This is a genomic window from Pirellulaceae bacterium (genome assembly GCA_029243025.1).
GTDB lineage: Bacteria > Planctomycetota > Planctomycetia > Pirellulales > Pirellulaceae.
This window is the reverse complement of sequence record JAQWSU010000028.1, coordinates 25,630-45,675: the sequence shown is the minus strand read 5'-3', so window position 1 is coordinate 45,675 and position 20,046 is coordinate 25,630. Positions and strand designations below refer to the sequence as shown.

At 52.9% G+C, this 20,046-nt stretch carries 13 protein-coding genes; 7 read left to right on the top strand and 6 right to left on the bottom strand.

Annotation, left to right across the window (positions count from 1 at the left end):
- Nucleotides 1-202: 202 nt before the first annotated feature.
- Nucleotides 203-1,465, top strand: coding sequence for a hypothetical protein (locus P8N76_12510; protein MDG2382484.1), 1,263 nt, complete (start codon nt 203-205; stop codon nt 1,463-1,465).
- 742 nt (nt 1,466-2,207) lie between these two features.
- Nucleotides 2,208-3,452: a M14-type cytosolic carboxypeptidase gene (locus P8N76_12505; GenBank protein MDG2382483.1), complete on the top strand. Its 1,245-nt coding sequence runs from the start codon at nt 2,208-2,210 to the stop codon at nt 3,450-3,452.
- 302 nt (nt 3,453-3,754) lie between these two features.
- On the opposite strand, the gene P8N76_12500 is transcribed toward P8N76_12505, so the two are convergent.
- The 3 genes from P8N76_12500 to P8N76_12490 form a co-directional block, all read right to left on the bottom strand.
- On the bottom strand, nt 3,755-5,020 hold the full coding sequence (locus P8N76_12500) for an outer membrane beta-barrel protein (protein ID MDG2382482.1): 1,266 nt from the start codon (nt 5,018-5,020) through the stop codon (nt 3,755-3,757).
- A gap of 126 nt (nt 5,021-5,146) precedes the next feature.
- Nucleotides 5,147-5,323: a hypothetical protein gene (locus P8N76_12495; GenBank protein ID MDG2382481.1), complete on the bottom strand. Its 177-nt coding sequence runs from the start codon at nt 5,321-5,323 to the stop codon at nt 5,147-5,149.
- A gap of 126 nt (nt 5,324-5,449) precedes the next feature.
- On the bottom strand, nt 5,450-7,183 hold the full coding sequence (locus P8N76_12490; GenBank protein ID MDG2382480.1) for an amidohydrolase: 1,734 nt from the start codon (nt 7,181-7,183) through the stop codon (nt 5,450-5,452).
- 587 nt (nt 7,184-7,770) lie between these two features.
- On the opposite strand from P8N76_12490, the gene P8N76_12485 reads away from it, so the two are divergent.
- Nucleotides 7,771-9,261, top strand: a complete 1,491-nt coding sequence (locus P8N76_12485; GenBank protein ID MDG2382479.1) for a hypothetical protein — start codon at nt 7,771-7,773, stop codon at nt 9,259-9,261.
- Between the two features lie 447 nt (nt 9,262-9,708).
- On the opposite strand, the gene P8N76_12480 is transcribed toward P8N76_12485, so the two are convergent.
- Nucleotides 9,709-9,831, bottom strand: a complete 123-nt coding sequence (locus tag P8N76_12480; protein MDG2382478.1) for a hypothetical protein — start codon at nt 9,829-9,831, stop codon at nt 9,709-9,711.
- A 478-nt stretch (nt 9,832-10,309) separates the two neighbouring features.
- Here P8N76_12480 and P8N76_12475 point away from each other — a divergent pair, with 478 nt between their 5' ends.
- Nucleotides 10,310-11,419, top strand: coding sequence for a glycosyltransferase family 4 protein (locus tag P8N76_12475; GenBank protein ID MDG2382477.1), 1,110 nt, complete (start codon nt 10,310-10,312; stop codon nt 11,417-11,419).
- Between the two features lie 232 nt (nt 11,420-11,651).
- Here the strand turns inward: P8N76_12475 and P8N76_12470 are convergent, their stop codons facing one another.
- Nucleotides 11,652-12,881, bottom strand: a complete 1,230-nt coding sequence (locus P8N76_12470) for a glycosyltransferase family 4 protein (GenBank protein ID MDG2382476.1) — start codon at nt 12,879-12,881, stop codon at nt 11,652-11,654.
- A 337-nt stretch (nt 12,882-13,218) separates the two neighbouring features.
- On the opposite strand from P8N76_12470, the gene P8N76_12465 reads away from it, so the two are divergent.
- The 3 genes from P8N76_12465 (at nt 13,219) to P8N76_12455 (ending at nt 17,286) form a co-directional block, all read left to right on the top strand.
- Nucleotides 13,219-13,413: a hypothetical protein gene (locus P8N76_12465; GenBank protein MDG2382475.1), complete on the top strand. Its 195-nt coding sequence runs from the start codon at nt 13,219-13,221 to the stop codon at nt 13,411-13,413.
- 518 nt (nt 13,414-13,931) lie between these two features.
- Nucleotides 13,932-14,627 (top strand): hypothetical protein, encoded by a 696-nt coding sequence (locus P8N76_12460; GenBank protein MDG2382474.1) that lies wholly within the window; start codon nt 13,932-13,934, stop codon nt 14,625-14,627.
- A gap of 280 nt (nt 14,628-14,907) precedes the next feature.
- Nucleotides 14,908-17,286 carry an arylsulfatase gene (locus P8N76_12455; GenBank protein MDG2382473.1) on the top strand — a complete coding sequence of 793 codons (2,379 nt, stop codon included), beginning with the start codon at nt 14,908-14,910 and terminating at the stop codon, nt 17,284-17,286.
- A gap of 809 nt (nt 17,287-18,095) precedes the next feature.
- Here P8N76_12455 and P8N76_12450 read toward each other — a convergent pair.
- On the bottom strand, nt 18,096-19,646 hold the full coding sequence (locus tag P8N76_12450; GenBank protein ID MDG2382472.1) for a hypothetical protein: 1,551 nt from the start codon (nt 19,644-19,646) through the stop codon (nt 18,096-18,098).
- Nucleotides 19,647-20,046: the final 400 nt, after the last annotated feature.

The window sequence follows — 20,046 nt, the reverse complement described above, 5'->3', positions numbered from 1 at the left end:
TCCGAGCGCACGATATTCGTGACTGAACGAGCTTTCACCCGCAGCGGTCGCGTCAAGCATTCTTGCTGAAATCGTTCACCGTTCTAATCAAATCCTCCTGGAAGCCTTCATGACAAGAGCGCTTACTAGTTTTAGCCATTGCGGGTACACCGTCGCAAGTTTTAAAATCACCGCTTTAAGAAACATCCATGGAGATATGCCAATGAAACGCCTCCCTGTACTCGCCATTTCCACCTTGATGCTCGCCCCTGCCGCTCTTCTTGGCGAACAGATCTCTCCCAATGGTAATCCGCATCAGGAGACCGTTTATGTGAGGACGCCCAGCATTACCAACGACAGCGAGTTTATAAACAATGGTCAGCTTGAGGTCACTAATTCCGGTACGTTGACCAACAACAACACCCTTTATAACGCGGCAAGCGGCTATGTGGCCAACGACGGCCATCTCAACAATAAGTCGGTGTTGAAAAACTTCGAAGGGTGCACCATTTACAACGGGGGTGAGCTCGAGAACCTCAGCGGTGGCACGTTCACCAACGAAGGGACGCTGGAAAACGAGCATTATCTTATCAACCGCGGCACCCTGAGCAATTCAGGAGCGTGGAGCGATGGTATCGTTCCCGGGGCTTGGTTGATGAGCTGGGGCACCTTGATTAACACACACATCCTGACGAATACCGGCAAGTTGACCAATACTACGAGTAATGATTCTAAGGGTGGGCATCTGTACAACATTGCTGGTGGCACGATCAACAACTACGGGATGTTGATAAACGAATCCGGCGGCAAACTTCTAAACGCCGGCACACTCAATAACGCGGTCGGCGGCAGTCTGACAAACAATGGCACGATTGATACGGTCCATGGTACGTTTACCAACAACGGAACCTTAAAAGGTAATGGTGCGATCAAAGGAAGTTATACCGATCATGGTCATACCAAGCCGGGTAATTCAGCCGGTGTAATGACCATTGAAGGTGAATACTTTAAAGTTGAGGGCAGCAAAGAGATCGAATTGGGCGGTCATTTCGATGGAGGAGGTGATAAGTTGTCGACCGAACATGACTGGCTGGACGTGACGGGCAATGTGGAACTAGCCGGCAGCTTGGACGTACTGTTGATTGACGATTTTGAACTCTCGGATGGAATGTCGTTCAATTTCCTGCGTGTCGGCGGTACGCTCACCGGTCAATATATGGGACTAGGCGAAGGCGGTCTCGTCGGTAACTTTGGCGGCCACGATCTTTTCATTACCTATGCCGGTGGCGATGGGAACGATGTGACCCTGTTCACCGTCCCTGAACCGATCACCATGCTAAGCTGGCCGATGCTGGCTGGCCTTGCAATCATGATGCGGCGCCGACGAAAAACGGCCAACCGCCAAGATATCTATCGACGCCGCCTCGATGCAGTCCCACGAGGGTTTCCGGCGTCCTGCCTGCGACGATTCGTCTGTGATGGGTGAAAATGGTGCGGTCACGCAGACCCTTCAGCATGGCAGCTTCATGGTTCACGATAACGATGCAACAATCGCATCGAGCGAATGACCGCATCACGTTGAGGGACTCCGTTCGAAAGACTCCATACTCCACGCCGAGCACTTGGAAGCGTCCCCTCAATTACTGAACGAGGAGAGTAAAAAGAAACAAAACAAAAATAGGAGTTCAGAGCAAAAGGCAATCTCTTCAACCCGCATTTTAAAAAAACCACATTAAAACAATTGCTGCCCTTGTTTAGCGCGCGGTAAAACCAGTCAAGCCATCAGCCCGTTTGAGCACCCATCGAATACGGCAGAATTAAATCATCCTTTGGGCAGGAGCGTGATAAAGCGTCTGCCTATGAATCTTAGTCATATAAACAGACCCTCCTTCGCGTGAGAGTTCGCGCCTCATGCGTTGAATGTGTAGCAGCTTGAAACTGCTTCTCAAGAAAACGATTGCGAAATCACACGAACGCACAGAGTCTGATCGCAGTAACGTGCCCCGATGACCTACAAAGAAAAAAGCTTCTCAAAACCTCAACGGGAATTGTCGTAAAAACGAGTTTCGTGGGTGAGACAAGTGCAGTGCCTGCAATTTCGTCTCCAGCCAGTTAATCTCACTCTTGCATGCTCAACGTGGTATGTTTCTTCCTGGAAGTGAACCGCGTCGTGCGAGAAAACGTTGATCCCTGAATGCTAGGCAAAAATAACTAAAGGGAATGATGGCATGAGACACTGCTTGATATTGATGGCTCTCATTGCAATGATTGGCAACGGTCGGGCACTGGCTGATTCACGTTTGAGCGTGGTGGCTGATTTCCAGGGGGCGTCAGTCCGCGTTTTGGAGATTGATCAGAAGTCCTGCAGCGTCAGATTCATGCCTGGCGGTGACCCCAGACGCGGCTGGCCTTGTTGGTGGTACTTTCGGGTTGATGGCCTGACAGCCAAAGATACATTGTCGTTGCGGTTACAGCGATCGCCAGCAGCCATCGACAAACGCAAGCCCCTGTCGGCATCGTGGTCCATGCCTAAGTACGCGACGTTTTCCACCGATGGGAAGACGTGGCAGCAGACCGATCAAGGTAGTCGGCAAGACGAGTGGATGGTTTACAAACTCAAGCCGAAAACGAAATCGGTCTTCGTGGCTTGGGGTCCGCCCTACACGCCGCGTACTGCGTCAACGTTCGTACATGAAATAAGCAAGCAATCTGGGCATGCCACCGCGGTTGAGTTGTGCCGATCGCGTGACGGACGAACCGTGCCAATGTTGCACGTCAAGGCAGGAAAGCGGTCGGACAAACAACGTTTCGGCGTTTGGGTTCAGGCACGGCAACACGCTTGGGAGAGCGGTTCGAGTTGGGTAGCACAAGGTTTCGCGAAATGGTTGCTTGGCAAAGATAAACAGGCTGCCTGGCTCCGGCAGCACGCCGAGGTGTTTATTGTTCCGGTGATGGACGTCGACAATACGGCAACCGGCAACGGCGGCAAAAATGCGCTGCCGCATGATCACAACCGAGATTGGTCCCGCAAGCCGCATTGGAATGAAGTTCGTGCGGCTCAACGAAAAGTCGGTAAGCTGATCGACGAACAACGCATGGACGTCTTTCTGGATCTTCACAATCCGGCTCCCAGCGACCCCAGCTTCTTTTACATCCTGCCGAGCGAGATGTCAAAGGAACCGATGATCAGCCTGCGGGATCGCTTTATCAGCCTCGCGTATGCACGCATCAGCAAGGTCAAGCCGCAGCTACCAATGAGCAGCAAATCCAGAGTCACTGGAGCCAGCTACCATCCGCTTTGGCGACAGATTAGCGCAAACTGGGTCAGCATGCACGGTAATCCGCAGACGGTCAGCCTGTGCTTAGAAACGATGTGGAACCATAAAAATAGCACCCCCACCGTCTACCAAGCTGTCGGCGCGAACCTGGCTGCAGCCGTCGCCGAATACCTAGCAGAACGACCGGAACGTTGAGGAGAAACCAAGGGTCACAGAGACAGGCGTAGGGTTCTTTCATGGAGCAACCGAGTCGGAAAGTCCACTCCTCAACAAGCCGCATCCAATGCCAGCCCGCCATTTGGAGGGCGAAAACCCGAGCATTGGGAGCCGCGCAACAGTCCCCAGAACGGGAGCCGATTTTGCAGCAAGCCACGCACGACAGATTAACCGCCTGAACCCTTCTCGATAACAACAATTCAATCATTCCCCTTAGGAAGCATTATGTCCCGACAGGGTATTGGTGAGACACGCGACCGGTCAGCTTCGCATCGAGGAATTCAGAAGATGAGCAAGACGTCCAGGCCGCCCGTGAATTGGTGGACCGACGTACCAGTCATGCCACCGTTCCTGCTGTCAAAAGGCCGGCCTTGACCGGTGAACCAGTCCCAACGGACTTCGGGGCGAATACGAATGTTGCCATGCGGTTCCCAGTTGATGCCAAGCGTCCCTTCATAAAAAGAGCCGGGGCCGGCACCGTTTACGTTGACTCGCTGGCCATCTTCGTCACAGAACCACTCAATCCGGGCTCCCGCCGACCAGCAATCGCTCAGATCATAAAAAAGATAGTTTGTTAGGGAGTACCACTGGCTGTTTCCTGACCCGACGCCAGTATGGCTATTACTGCCCAGCGTATTTTCCAGGACGTAACTGGCGCGTTCCGAAATTTCGCAGGTAAACACGATCGCGTGAGCATAAATCTGCCCGGCGTTGCTCTTGGCCCCGTTCTTTGCGGTTCCGTCCCCGAAATCGCCGATTGTTACGTGATAGGTCAGACTCACCTCGTCGCTCAAAGTCCATGTCAGCCCGCCCACGAACGTTGAGGCGCTCAAGTAGTTAGACCACCAACTATCCCAACCCGTCGTCCATCCCCCCAACACTGCAAGATTATCGCTTAACTCGTACTCCAACACGGCGCCGGAAAATGTGCCAGGCACACCGTACCCGTAGGCGTAGTTATGTGAATAGAAGAAATTGTCCACCGCTTGATTCGCTTCGAAACCCTGCAGGCCAATGGCGTAGCCCACACGAAGAACCAGTTCATGAAAGCCGAGCTCTGCGTATAGCTGAGGAATGGCTGAGCCGTAGTCGCGGGAAGTGTTCCAGCCGAAGTCCCAGCCCTGATCACCCGCTGCCTGCATCTCGGGACCATCCACTCCGAAGAGGTAGTCGATCCGGAAGCCCCAATCGGCACCCATTCTTTCCCTGTCGAGCGGCTTCTCTGCATAGAGCCACAACTGGTTCATTACGGGCGCATCCGCAATAGAGTTTAGTGGCAACGGTGCGTTACCCTTCCCGGTTCGATTGCCGTGTGCATTGGCGGTGAAGCCGGCCGATATCCAACCGCCGCACTCCAACGGCCCGCCGCCTCGATCTAACAGCGACCAGAGATTCTCGTTACCTTCATCAATCCGGGCCCAGTTGGTGTTCCACGGCAAGCCATTGTCCAAACCGATGCTATCTTGCCCGACGACGCGTGACGGCAAGAGCAGTGCACTCGCGAACAGCACAGCAGTGACGAGTCTGATTTCAGCGGTTTGCTGCATGACAACGACCGGATCGCGGGCAGAGAGATAGCATGGGCTATCATAGACACATACGTCGTGTTAAATCGGCACGATTCACCGCAACGCGCCACCTCAATCTACACAAGCCACAGACTCTACCCAGCCTTACTCGGCAAGCGATTCGCCTTTCAACTTCATGCTACCCGGCAAATATTCGGCAAAACGCGTGCTAATCGCTTTAAGACGATCGAGATAGCCATGAAAAGACTCGCGTTCGGCGAACACCGTTTCTAGGAAGAGCCCATTGGAAACACGGAACGATCGGGTTGTTGCGATTCGCATCTTTCTCTTCGGCCGGCTCGGGTCCCAGCAAATCGAGCATGAACGTGCCCGTCCGGCTAGACAGGCCGTAACTGCTTGAAGTCTTGCAACAGCATCGTCGCTTCCGAGCCAACCGTCCTGGCCGAATCAGATCCCCTTTCGGTGCGTGACCTTTCCGTTCATCATTGTCATCAGCACTTTGACCTTGCTGATCTCCATCGGTTCGACGTCGAAAAGGTTCTTCCCGAGCACAACCAGATCAGCCAGCTTGCCGACTTCAATCGAACCCACTTTGTCTTCCAAGCGAATCTGGTAGGCACAGGTCAGCGTCGTGGCTTCGATTGCCTGTGAAAGTGTGATTATTTCATCTTGGGGCGGCATGACTGGCGCCAGGCCTTTCCCAGTGAGCATCTTGCGGGTCAGGGCCACCTGAATCATCTCCAGGGGCTTGTAGGTGCTGTAGTAACCGGCAGGAGGCCAGTCAGTACCGAAAGTCACCTTCCCGCCCGCATTAAGGACCGAACGCGGCCGCATGAACTCGGTGTAGACGACCCGTTCGCCAAGTCGTTCGACCGCGAGGCCCAAGTTTGCTGAGTCAGGCGTGGCCCATTGAATGGAAAACTGCGCGATCGCGTTAAGTTTCGCGTATCGGGGTATATCATCATCCTTTAAATACATGGAGTGACCAAGCGTATGCCTTCGGTCGCGTTTGGGATTCGCCTTGGTGGCAGCTTCGATCGCATCCAAGGCCATCCGAGTAGCGTGGTCACCGTACGCATGATAATGAACGTCGATCCCTGAGGCGTCTGCCCGGGTGACAAGATCATTGAGTTGCTGCGGCGTGAAAATCGGCAAGCCCATGGTGTCCGGCTTATCCGCATAAGGTTGTAGGTAAGCACCCGTATGCTGAGCGTCGCCACCGTCGACATTGATCTTGAGTACCTCGCACTGGACTAATTCACCCCGAAAGGCTTTGCGATTAGCCTTGATGATCGGTAGCGGATCCACCTTGGGATTGTTGTGATAGTAACTGCCGACGATTCGCAATGGCAGTTTTCCGCTCTTTTCCATGTCAAGGTAAATCCCGAACCCGTCTTCGTTCGAAAGCCCCTGAATACCAGCCTCAAAAATAGCCGTGATCCCCGCTGCCGCAAACTTGGGCATCAAGTCGTCGAGTGCTGCCGCGACGCTGCTCCTGTTTTGGATCTGGAGCTTGCTGAGCACTTCGAGCGCTGCGGGAACTTCGACGAGGTAACCGGTGGGCTCGCCCGTCTTGGGGTCACGCTGATACTTGCTGAAGCCTGGTTGCGGATCCGGCGTATCCTTGCTGATACCCGCCTTCTCCAGCGCTTTCGAGTTCACCCAAGCTCCATGCGCATCGATGGCAAATAAGAAGACCGGACGATCGGGAACGATCTCGTCGAGCATTTGCTTGGTCGGCCCCGTGGAGGGAAAGGATGCGTATCGCCAACCAAAACCACGGATAAGATCACTGTCGGGATTTGCGTCCGCCTCTTCTTTGACAGACTTTAGCACCTCGTCTACCGAGTCATATTGAAGAAAAGCTCCAGGTGTGACCAATGCACCCACCACCGGGTGACAATGGCTATCAATGAATCCCGGTAGCATCATCTTGCCATCGAGATCGACGATCTTCGTCTGGTCGCCAATATAATTTTTTGCGTCTGAGGTGGAGCCGACAAAAACGATCTTCTTTCCCTGAACGGCTACAGCCTCGGCCCAGGGCTGCTCTTTGTTGACCGTGTAGACCTTACCGCCCATAAAGACATAATCGGCTGGCCCGGCGTGAACCACAGTCGCGAGCACCAACACAGAGATCCAACCCAAACCATGGACTGCGGAACATTTTGCGCCATTCATTGTAAATATCCTCATTGTATTTTGGACTGTCGATTCCATTCCTGCGTTGACATCGAATACCATCTGAGTGAAATCTCCGCTTGCATGGGCTTCTCGTAGGCAGCGGCCATCTCATCACAAAGCTTTTGCTTCAGGCTCTTAACCTGCAGTAAGACAACTCAGGCTCATCAAAACCTTCCAAATATACAGAACGTTTCGGACCAAGGCACGCAAAAACCGCAGAAAGGACTTCGACTTCAATGACCGTCGGCAAGCAGCTTGCCCAAGCTTAGCTCCGAAGTCTGTCGAGCCTTTCAAAAATCCACAATCTGAGAGGGCAAGAATGTAGCACCCGGGCGGGGCTCTGTGGAGGACGGGAGGATCGCCACCTACGACGTTGCCCCATGGTTTGGAAACTCGATTCGAGGTCGGCGCCACAAGCGATTCAGAAGGCGGACATTTTACAGCCTCAAGGATTCACCAATCCCTAAAACCATCACCTCTCTCAACAAATAAGATCGTTAACAACCGCACATCGCGCCATAATCGGTGAATCACCGGTCGATAAACTGATGTAATCAAACTCTTAGGCAGCAAAGGAATCGAGCATGAAATATCGCCGGGCATTGCTAATGCTCGCACTTTGTGCGTTCCTTACAAGCGGAACAAATGCGCAGCTCCAACCCCCATTGGGTTTGCGTTCTGACCGTCACGAGGCCCCTTCGACGCGGGACTTACTCCGCCGCTTGGAAGTCACCGAAGAGGAATTACGCTATCTGCGAGAACGAGAACAGCAACGTAGCAATTTTGAGCGCACGGCGATGCGGCGACTGCCAACCATCCACGCGACCTACGATCTGACCGTAGAAGATCCGGCGCAGATGGACGGCTGTGAATTTGGACTCTGCGATGGGGACAAGCCGGTTTGCCAGGGCCTAGGACCGCTCTGCAACTGTTGCGAGAAATCGTTCTCGCTGAACAAAGGGCCTTGGCGGATCGTTCCCTTTGGTTTCCTGGCCGGCGAAGCGATCGGTGCCACAACTGGCACGGTAGCGCGTCCCATGATCTTGTATCTCAACTCCCAACTTGGGGCGGGTTTTACTGAGGACCAATTCACCGTACACGGACAAACGTCCGCCTTGGGGTTAAATTTCAGCGGCCCGTCGATTGGATCGTTTCAACTCGGTGGTATGCTCCTCTACAACTACCTGGGCAGCAGGCCAGTGTTGAATCAGTCGTCACCGTTCTTTCTTCGTGGCTATGGGGAGCTCAAGAACGAATACTGGCGAATCACGTTCGGCCAAAATGGAGATCTGTTCAATCCGCTCGATCCTGTGACTGTCAATTTTGGCGGAAATAAGCAGGCAGGCAATGCCGGTTCGTTCCGTGGCTCTCTGCGCGCGGAGCGGTTCATGCGCCCCAGCGAACGCGTACAATGGACGCTGCAGGCTGCGATTAGCCAACAAGTCGTCAACGACTTTGTCACCGATCCTTTTGTGATTGGTACGGACAACGGTTGGCCGAACGTAGAGACACGAGTGGCCTTGGCGCTGGGGAAAGGCAGAAACGGCCAAAGGCCATTTGAGCTGGGAGTTTCAAGCGTCATTGGCGAGATACGATCGCTTGGCCTTGTCCAAGTGGTTTCCGATACCTGGGGAGTCTCGCTCGACGCCAACATCTCCGGCAAACGGATCGGAGTACGGGGTGAGTTTCTGGTAGGCGAGGCAATCGGCACCTACAACGCGGCAATCGGCCAAAGCCTCAATCCCGATACATTGCAGCCGATCGCCACCTACGCGGCCTGGGGTGACATTTGGGTGAAGCTCACTGATTCCCTGACCTTTCACATCGGCTACGGCGTTGACGACCCGCGTAACGAAGACTTGGGCGTGATTCGCCAGGACCCCTTCGATCCGACATCCCAGGCCATCGCGGGACAACGTTCTCGCAACGAAGTGGCCTGGACCAACTTGATGTGGGATGTCAGCGAGTACTTCGATGTCGCTTTCGAGGTGAGCCATCGCGAAACGGACTACATCGCACCCAGCGTTTCAAATAACGCGATGATCTATCACTTCCGCTCACGTCTCAAATTCTGATTAGAGCGATTACACCAGGGCCAACTAACCCGATCGGATTCTTCCACTTTTCAGAATTTAGAAGTGCGAGTACCGTTTCTCTTTCGCGCAAAGCTACACGAACGATGCATCTTGGTCCTGCACCAATCGATCATGAGTGCGCTGAACTCGTTGGGCACACTTGCCATAAGACTCGATAGAATGGGCGAGCAGGTTCAAGGATCACTCCCTGACTCGTCACGTCGAGCCCAGGTAGCATGGCATGTGTTTACTGCTTACTGCTCAGGACTCATTCCTGAGCCCTCTTCGGGGATCACCTGGACGTTGTTAGGCCTCGCCGGATGATCGAATCTGCGCAGCAAGACTGCCTGATCGGAAAATTATTGAAACGACGGTCGCCTCAAAAAAAGTCTACGCTCTCGGAATAAACGGGGCATTGACGAGAATGAATTTTGCCTGGACTGAGATTTACAGCGCGTCGAAGAAGTTGAAATGAGCGAGGCTAAAATTGGCTTTTTCCACCGATTGAAATAGCAGGAAAAACGGCTTTGGATTCGCGAGTCCATGAATACCACCCCAATCGTCGCTCACGATCGGATTTCTAATGTGCGTTGGGCCGCATGAAAAAACGGGCAGCCATTCAACTGCCCGTTCATTTCCGTTTTACGATCAACTCCGCCTAACGCCCACCTACTCCCTGTGAACATCCGACGTGCCACAGTGGGAGTCGAATCGGCCGAAAGATGTCTACTGTGTTGCGAGGCCTGGTTGCGAGGCCTGGTTGCGAGGCTTGATCGTGCACTCAAGCGAATGCGTCGAACGACTTCTTTCGCATCCTCTAACATGAGATGAGGAGGTTTACGGGATAATGGTCCGCGCCAACGGCTACTAACCGATTGTCCGTTCGGGATTGCGAGAATCTGCGTTATCATTTTTCTGGTGCGTTCGGCGCACGGATCCACGCCTTTTCATTTCAAACCGTTCACTTTTTTTCTGCGGAAAGTAAAGTGACTGAAGGCACAACCCTCTCTATAATCACCTCACCGTTGATATTCTCAAAAGCGATCAAATGCATCGAAAAATACTCGAAATTGGCCCGCTCCCTCCACCTCACGCAGGGTGGTCGGTTCGTATCGAATATCTAATGACGTCGATGCGGCAGCAAGGAATCCAATGTGCAGCACTCGATCTGGGCGATAATCGACTGGCTCGCCGAGCACCAGAATCGCATATCCGTGGCATCCGCAGTAATTTCGATTACGCACTCCAAGTTTTGCTTCACTTGCTGCGCGGCTATCGCATACACAACCACTTGAATTCTGAGTCATGGAAAGCTTATTGCTTCGTTCTTTACGCTAGTATCCTGAGTGTGATCTTCCTGCGTCCCTCTGTCCTTACTTGGCACGGCGGCCTTGGTGGACGCTACTTCCCCAATCCAAACAGCCACCTGATTGACGCATTCCACTGGATAATCTATCGACTAAACTCTCAAATCATTTGCAACGATGAAAAAATCAAGCGGCACATCGTTGCGTACGGAATATCACCCGAAAAGGTGACCCCCATCCCTGCTTTTTCCGAGCAATACATGGAATTCGATGCCGTCCCGCTTCCCGCGGGTATTAGCGGTTTCTTAAAAGCTCACCCGACGATCATCTTCAGTTACGTCTTTTTTCGACCGGAGTTTAACCTCGACGTCCTGCTGACAGGGTTTGCAAAAACAAAAAAACACTTCCCCGACGCGGGCCTCTGCCTGGTCGGCTGCGAGGTTGGGAGCGAACCATGCACCGCCAATTTAGAACAACTCGGCCTTAAGGGCAGCGTTTACCTAGCCGGCGACCTGGGGCGAGAACAATACTTAACTCTTCTAACGCAAGCCGACCTTTTTATTCGCACGCCAAAACGCGACGGCATATCCAGTTCCGTATTGGAAGCTCTGGCGTTGGGCATTCCAGTGGTTGCCGCCTACAACACATTGCGTCCACCGCAAGTAAAAACCTATTCAGCGGACGATGCGACGGAATTGGCATCCGCAGCGATCTCCGTGCTCACCGCCGACAATGAATCAAGAAAGCCTGCACGTCCAGCCTTGCGGGATACGATCGCGGAGGAAGTCTCATTGCTTGTGGGGACGGGCTCCCCAACGAGTCGCACCGAGGTCATTGAGCATGTCGATTAAAAACTCCTGACAAACATCAAACACATACGGTGTCGATCCCCGCACCCTGACGCTCCACGCCTCGCCGACATGCGTCTCGGCAACGCACTTTTCCAAACGCTGAAACTGAAACTTTCTTCAAACACAAGAGATTCAGTTTCTGTTGACATCTATCGATGAATAATGAGCTTGCTTCGGTTCCATCCGATTCCATTTGCTGAATCAGACAGGCTACGAATTTTGCCGTACCCTGCTACCTGAGTGCCAAGGCGGACTCGTAGATTTTTTTGTGCAAGTCATCTGCATTGTTCCATGTAAGCTCACGGTTCGCATAGTCACGAGCGCGTTGTCCCATCAAATTGCGTTGAACAGGGTCCTCGGCAAGCTTAATGATTGCATCCGTCAACGTCGGTATGGAAAAATCAGGCAAGATCAATCCCCGACCCTCGTCGAGCAAATATCGAATGTCCCCGACTGGCGTTGCAATGATTGCCCGACCTGATGCCATTGCTTCGACCAGTTTGAGCGGACCTGCGTGACGGGTTACTGAGCTATCCCGCCTCGGAATCACAAATAGATTAATCTGTCGCAAAAGTGCGGGCACATCTGAGGCGGGCACACTTTCGGTAAAGGTGACTGGTAATTCAAGCGAGCGGGCAATGCGACGCAAATCATTCGCCTCGGGTCCATCACCAACCAGCAAGAGATGTAACGCCGGAACTTTTTTGCGAGCTTGAGCCATTGCCCGCATGAGCATCTCGAGTCCTTCGTAATACAGCATCTTGCTCGTGGTGCCGACGACAATACGCCCCTGGAGCCCCAACGCCTTTCTCTGGATTTCGTCACGAGGTCCCCATCCAAAATGACCATCGACAACCCGATTGCTTACCGACCAAATCCGATCATCAAGCTCCGGAAAACAACTTTTCAAATGATGAGCGAGCGAAGGACCAGCGGCAATGATTGCCTGGGAATCAGCCAAATGCGACTCAAAAAAAACTCGCAAATTCGGCTCTAGCCACGTTAAGCGTTGCCGGAATGTCTGACTGTTAACAGCAGCAGCGAGGTCAAATCGAACCTCGGAAACCAACGGGATCCCACGCCGTTTGGCGATCCGCGCCGCGACTCGACCAATGACCGATGACCAGTGAACATGAATCAAGTCCACCCTCCAGTCGTCAATCACCGCGTCAATACTTCGCTCCAAAGCTCGTCCGTCCAAACTATACCGTCGGATCGTGCGTATCCAACGCTCACGACTCGAGGGAGCGCAAAGACGACAACGATCCTCGAGTTGGGTGGGAACGTCTAAGCGATCTTCTCCGTTAGTAAATTGCCGCGACGTCACGATGACCCTTGGCTCAAGACTGCGGTTTCGAATTTGTGCGTTAATCAAATCCCAACTGCGCGAGGTGTAACCTGAAACAACGGGTCGCCAGGACTCGAAGATATGCACGGGTCGGATTTTCGAGTTAGACGACATTGAAAAGCAATCCAAGACCAGACAGGAAGACGAGCGGAGTTCTGCGTTCCAATTCTTTCACAGAGGTCACATACGAGGTACGGCCCTTGGTGATTCACTAATAAAACATCCACATCTTCGGATTCAGATGCGTGCGAATGACCATCCCATTTCCGGGCGATGTCGACTTCGAGAATCTGTCCACGCGCGGGCCATCGACCGAATCTGGAATCCGTCAATTTACACATCTCAACTGAATGCGTCACCATCCAACCGTTAAAATTCCAACATGGGGCCAATTGCCAGTGGCTTAAACCGAACATCGCACCCCGCAAGTCATCAATCGAGGAGCTGGCGAATGAGTGCTGCAAACGCCATCGATGGGGCGCACCGGCTTAACCAAATTGATCCGATTCCCATTCCCAATCCTCATTTGAATGATGCCATTCAAGCACACGGGTTTTGTCGTTCCTTCCAAGCTCTGAAACGAACCGACACGAGGAACCGAGGTCGCTTGTCCACCTCAGTGCTCAAGGTGGCCAGGTGCGGGTAAGGATAGCGTGGCGTCGGTACGGTACTGATCGATGGAGTACGGGTCAATCGTTGATTGATGCCCACTGCGCAAACCATCGCACATGACGCACAAACCATTGAAGGGTGGGCTGAGGAGGGAATTCTTCACGTTATTCAACAAGCACTCGTCATCCCTGGCGGTACGCCATGCGCCATCTCCCCACCTGAAATCGTGATGGCAGCATTGAGCTCGATGGAGGACAAACCGTCAACCCACAGGCCTCGAATTCGGAACTTGCATGCCGGAAACCTTTGTCGTTGGCCCAGATCCCCATCAATCTTAGATGCGATCGAAGCCGCGATGCACGGCGATGAAATACGACCACGAACGACTCGGCGATGACCTCCATGATAATTTCCAGTAGAGTATTATCGATACCACCGCGCGGGTGAACCGCGCCAACTTAGCGAGCGGTGTTGTTTTTCGGCCGGGCGATAACCCTTGTGGCGATTTCCACCCTCCCAACCAATACCATCGTTGGTAGAAAGAACTTTTGCATGTCGCCCTTGAACCTAGAGATTCTTGCCCACGAAATGAGCCCGCTTGGCCTGTTATGCCTACGCCGCCGGGAATTGCTTTCAGAACCCGGCACGATCGTTACGGAGGTAACGCTCAATCACGAATTTCTGATGAGTAGCTTGTACTCCGCGTCCGAGCGTGCCTTGGCCCAAACCGCCTTGGAGATGCATTCCGGCAAGGATCTCAACGTTTTGGTCGGCGGACTTGGTCTGGGCTACACCGCGGGCGAAGCTCTTGCGTCGGATCGCGTGGCAAAAGCCGAAGTTGTCGAGCTGCTACCGCAGGTCATCGATTGGCTTGCACGCGATCTCATGCCACTTTCAAGTCGCCTTAAGGATGAAAGCCGGCTTGCCATCACCCAGGGAGATATCTTTCAGCGATTGGCCGGCCCAGCCGACCAGCTCCTCGATCTGATCTTAATCGACGTCGATCATTCTCCCGAGGAGCATCTGGGTGAGGGAAATGAATCTTTCTACAGCATGCCTGGTTTATCTGCGGCAAAAAAGCATCTAGCTGAGAAAGGCATTTTGGCGGTTTGGTCGTACGCCGAAAGTTCCTCTTTTGTCGATGCACTTCATTCCGTCTTCCAACACGTCCGAGTCGAGTCAGTCACCTATGCCCACCAACACACCGATCAAGAACACACCGATTGGTTGTTCTTCGCTCGGGGATAAGCAAGCAGGGGTGATGGCGTACTACTCCAGTTTTTCGCAACCAGGGGATTACCGCCGTTTATTTCGGATCATCACGAACATCCGTCGCCAACAGCATTCATCCTAAACGCGAGCTAGGCATCACGTTTCTTGCTACTTCGTTCTCGGGAGACGCAGACTTGAATGCGTCGACACCCGATTGCCTAATGGGGTTGACTGGCTATACTCACCGACCTTCAACCTGATCTCAGGTTGCCAATGACAACATGCAAACTGTGTTTACTGACTTTCAGGAGAAATCATGATGCTTTGGGGCGATTCGTCAATCATATGTCTGCGTTCTGCAGTGCTGATGTTAACCTTCCTTTCCATCAGCAAAAATCTCGAAGCAGAATCCTTTGACCGTTCGGTTTTGCCCATCCCTAATCCTGTATCTGCTGCCGTTAAAGAGATGGATGCCCGGAAGGCAACACCCCCACCTTCTTTTGAAGTCAAAGCGCCTGAAGGCGCACCAAACGTCGTCGTGGTTTTACTCGATGACATTGGCTTCGGCGCAACTGCCCCATTTGGGGGAGCTATCGAAACTCCCACGTTTGATCGGTTGGCAAAAAATGGCCTGCGATTCAATCGCTTCCATACCACCGCACTGTGTTCGCCCACGCGAGCAGCCTTGCTATCCGGGCGCAATCACCATAATGTCAACGTTGGTTCGGTGATGGAAATCGCAACGGGATTTCCTGGCAACCTTGGAATGAGACCCAATGACGCCAAATACTTTGCGGAGACACTTCGTTACAACGGGTACAGCACTGCCGCTTTTGGGAAATGGCACGAGACACCCACCTGGGAGGTATCTGTGTCCGGGCCATTTTTTCGCTGGCCAACACAATCGGGTTTCGACAAGTTCTATGGCTTCATTGGGGGCGAAACCAACCAATGGGAACCTGTCATTTTTGATGGCGTGACACGAGTACCGAAGGAAAGTCAGGAAAACTACCATTTCACCACCGATATGACGAACAATGCTATCCGGTGGGTTGAATTCCAGCAGGCCATGACACCTGACAAGCCGTTTTTCATTTATTTTGCAACGGGAGCGACGCACGCTCCGCACCACGCTCCAAAAGAGTGGATCGAAAAATACAAAGGCAAGTTTGACCAAGGCTGGCAAGCACTTCGAGAGGAAACGCTGAAACGGCAAATAGCTGCCGGCATCGTCCCTGCGAATACCCAATTGGCCGATATGCCTGAAGACATCAAGGATTGGGAAACACTAAGCCAGGCTGAAAAAGATTTATTCGCCTTGCAGATGGAAACTTTTGCGGGATTCGCTGAGCACACCGATGTTGAGATAGGTCGTCTTGTTGATGCCATTGAAGGTATCGGTGAACTCGATAACACCCTGTTCATCTACATCATGGGCGACAACGGTTCCAGCGCGGAAGGCGGGCTGGAAGGAACGTTCAATGAGCTTGTCCATCTCAACGGTATTTTCGGTGTCGAATCTATCGAAAGCATGTTGGAGCGGGGTGATGAATGGGGAGGCCCTGATTCCTTTCCGCATATGGCTTGTGGCTGGGCAGTAGCGACCGATGCGCCTTTTAAATGGACAAAGCAAATGGCGGCCGATTTTGGTGGCACACGCAATGGCATGGTGATGCACTGGCCAGCTGGGTTCAAAGCCAAAGGAGAAATTCGCGAGCAGTGGCATCACGCCAACGATGTTGCGGCCACTGTTTTGGAAGCAGCCAAAATTCCACCGACAAAAGTAATCAATGGGGTCCAGCAAAAACCCCTTGATGGTGTCAGCATGCTGTATGCTGCAAAAGACTCGGATGCAGAGGGCCAACATGTCACACAGTATTTCGAGATGTTTGGAAATCGCGGTATCTATCATGATGGTTGGCTCGCCCGTACGGTTCATCAAGTTCCATGGCAGGGTGTCCCGCTACGTAGCCTCCAAGAAGATATCTGGGAGCTCTATAACGTCAACGAAGATTTCAGTTTGACCCAGGATCTTGCCAAAAAACATCCGGACAAACTCAAGGATCTTCGTAAGCTATTCGTCAAAGAAGCGGTAGCCAACAATGTTTTTCCCATTGATGATCGACTCTACGAACGTTTCAACGCCAAGATTGCAGGCCGACCTGATCTGATGGGAGATCGAAAATCCCTGACGCTGTCGCATGGCATGGAGGGGATTCTTGAGAACACCTTCCTAAACGTCAAAAACACGTCGAAGACCATCGAAGCTGACGTGTCACTCAATGACAATGCGAGCGGAATTATTCTCTGCCAAGGTGGAAAGTTCGGTGGTTGGGCCCTCTACATGAATGAAGGTAAACCAGCCTACCGCTACAATTGGTTCGGTCTTGATGAGTACACCATTGAGTCCCCCACCCCCATTGCTTCGGGCAAGGCCAACATTCAGTTGACCTTCGACTACGATGGTGGCGGCACAGGGAAGGGTGGCATCGCCAAGCTGTTTGTCAACGGTGAGAAAGTGGCCGAGGGCCGTGTCGAAAAAACACAGCCAGCCGTCTTTTCTGCCGATGAAACGGCTGATGTCGGCGTTGATGACGCAACTCAAGTTGTCTACGAGCTTTTCGAAGATCGTGAGTCTTCAGCATTCAACGGCCACGTTGAGAAAGTTAAGGTCAGCATCCGCGAAGACGATTGATTTTTACAGTTGAAGGCGGCCCACCCTGACTCTGAAAATGAAGCTCGGGCCGCTTTCCCATTCCTTATTAACCGGGTAACGGCAAGGATCGCTGCGTGGAGCGGTTGACGATCACCTGCTCGCGTGGCAATCCTGCGGTGGAAACGATTCCTGCTCGCAAATGCTTGCAGGAAGTTTTGTACTTTTGTGATCCATCGTCGCTGTACGATATCTAACGAACAAGTAGGTGCAACAGGACTAAAAGTGGGTCCAATACTTCTTCGAGCTCCTGCACATCGAGTTCGACTTCCATCGTTCACCACATCTCAGATGGGAGCGAGTGGAAATGCAGAGTCAATTCCCCTGAAATTAGAGTCCACGCAAAAATACTCGGATCAGATCGTCGTGGCACACTTTGCTGGCATCACACAGCTGCATGATGCCGATGGCGGTAAACAAATTCGAATGAAACGCGTGTCAACAGGTCGGTAGCTACCTTTCTTTCACTGTTCACCTTTCGCTTCGGCAAAATCTTTTTTCGAGCACGCCCTGATCGAGGACGCGGGCAAGCGACGGCCTGTGGGTACCCGTTAGAAGCGACCTGCAAGTCACCCCACGTCTCAAGCAGATCATTGCTTGACCTTAGGCGAGGCTGTTCCTTCAGAGACTCATCTGCAGCCAGCACCCGAACCAGGACGCTCTGCATTATCAAACCTTTACAAGTAATCTGGCATCGAGATGCCGATCGCTGCCACATTGCAGTTATTTTTTCGCAATTCGAAATCGACCGTCATGCTTTAATCCACCTGAAAGACTCAGGGGCTGACAATTTATTTAACGTCCAGTTGCTTGAGCATCTGTAGCGCCTTGGCCTCGTAGATTTCCTGCCAACCCGGCGCCAACAGGCAATCGCTGTCCTCTTGCGCGCCGCCCACATTGTTGCGCAGCTGCTGATCTGTTGGAGCGTAATAAAGATAGCCATTGGTGTAAGCCGCGATAAACGTCCGTTCATGAGGTGATTTCTGCTTGATACTCAATCCAATACGTACGGTCGCTTCGCCGGGAAATGTCACCATCGCCATGTCGCCCAGTCGAATCGCTGTCACTTCGGCGTCGATCGTACGTTTTTTCGCCGCCAGGTTGCGTCGCTGATGCTGTTTCAGCAATTGCAAATTCGTGTTAAGTCGCGAAAGATGCTCCATGGTGTAGATGTTCCGGGCGTACTGCTTCAGCAGGCGACGATTCAACGAGTCGTGCAAAGCCTGATCGTTGTTATTGATCTTTTCGTCAGCCAGGTAACGATACTTGAAATTCGACGGGTAATCGGGCGAGAGCCTGTGCCGAATGGTTAGATCGAGAAACGTGCGAAGGTTGAGCGTCGTGCCGCTGATTGAGTTGAGCAAACGCTGCCGCTCAGACTCCATTTGTTGGATCCGTTCCGCGAGATTAGCACGGGGCAACTCGATCACCTCGTTGACCACGACCAGGCGATCGTCCGCTCGGGTTTCAATTCGACGAATCGCCTTCAACGTGCTCAATCCAAGGATATTGCCCGCCGGTTCGGCGTGGCGGGGAGCATCAATATTTTTGTAGTCAGCTGGGTTGATGTCACCACCGCACCCCTGCAAAAAAAGCGCGACAGCGCCGTTTCCCAGGTTATTTTCGATAACGGAAGAAGAGAACCCCGTGACGTCGGCCGTATTCCATCCATTGGGTGTTCCCATGATGGGATGCATCGCAAAGTTATAGATCACGGCAACTGGGACACCCTCTAGGTCATCAACGCGAACCACTCCGATTTCTGGATCGATGGGACCGACGTCGACCACCTGTTCGTCGGGCGGAAGCGAATAGGCGCGGCGTTCGTCAATTTCTTTCCCATTTTCAAGAATAAGGCGACGATTCTGTTGAATTCGATCTTCATGCCCGGTCCCAATTCCAATCTTCACAGGCTGGAGTTTTCTCGCCGCCTCCCGCACCGCCCGCAAAGTGCGCTGATCCGAGTCCTTGGCCGGTTTGCCGTGACAGTGGCTCGTGTTAATGATGATATTGGCTACGGGAATCCCAAGCTCCCTTTGAATTTGCGAGCGGACGCTGGCCTCAAAATCGTTACCGATGTAGCCGATCTCCCCCAGCGAAACGACGTCGAGCGAAATCACCACAATCGCGGTCGCGTCGTTCTTGAGCACCAAGGCGCGAGCATGCAGCCGATCGTTGAAGGGCTCGCCGGGAAACGTGATATCGGCTTTGGCCGCGCCGGCCTGCAGCTCGGCGGAAACCGATGCTGCGAAGCCGATGGCAGCGACCACCCACAACAGGGTCAGCGTACCCAAGAAAAGGTATCGAGAACGTCGTTTGTAAGAAAAGCTTGAGCGAAGCATTGCGACGACTCCCTATTAGTGCGGTCGATTGGTCCGATGATGGCTATCAATACGCTTGGCGACGATTGTAACGCGCCACGTTTCGATTGGCGCGGGTTAGTGGCGGCCAAGAAAGGGGACAGGAGCCGTTCCTCCCACAAGCCAGGCATACATTCGAGATTGCCTGATCCACTTCCGATAGCCATAGAAGTCGAATCACGTCACAGACGCGATTGACGAGCCGGCTTCTCGTTTGCTCCCGTTCTGACCACGTTAGGCATGATGCGCAGCGATGCCAGCAGAACGTCGCACCTACTGAGGTTACCGCATCTCCATTAAGCAGGTGCAAAAGCATTCCTGGTTAAGCGATTTTAGAACCACGTCATCGACACACTTCGAAAGCAAGTGGAAAAATTCGATC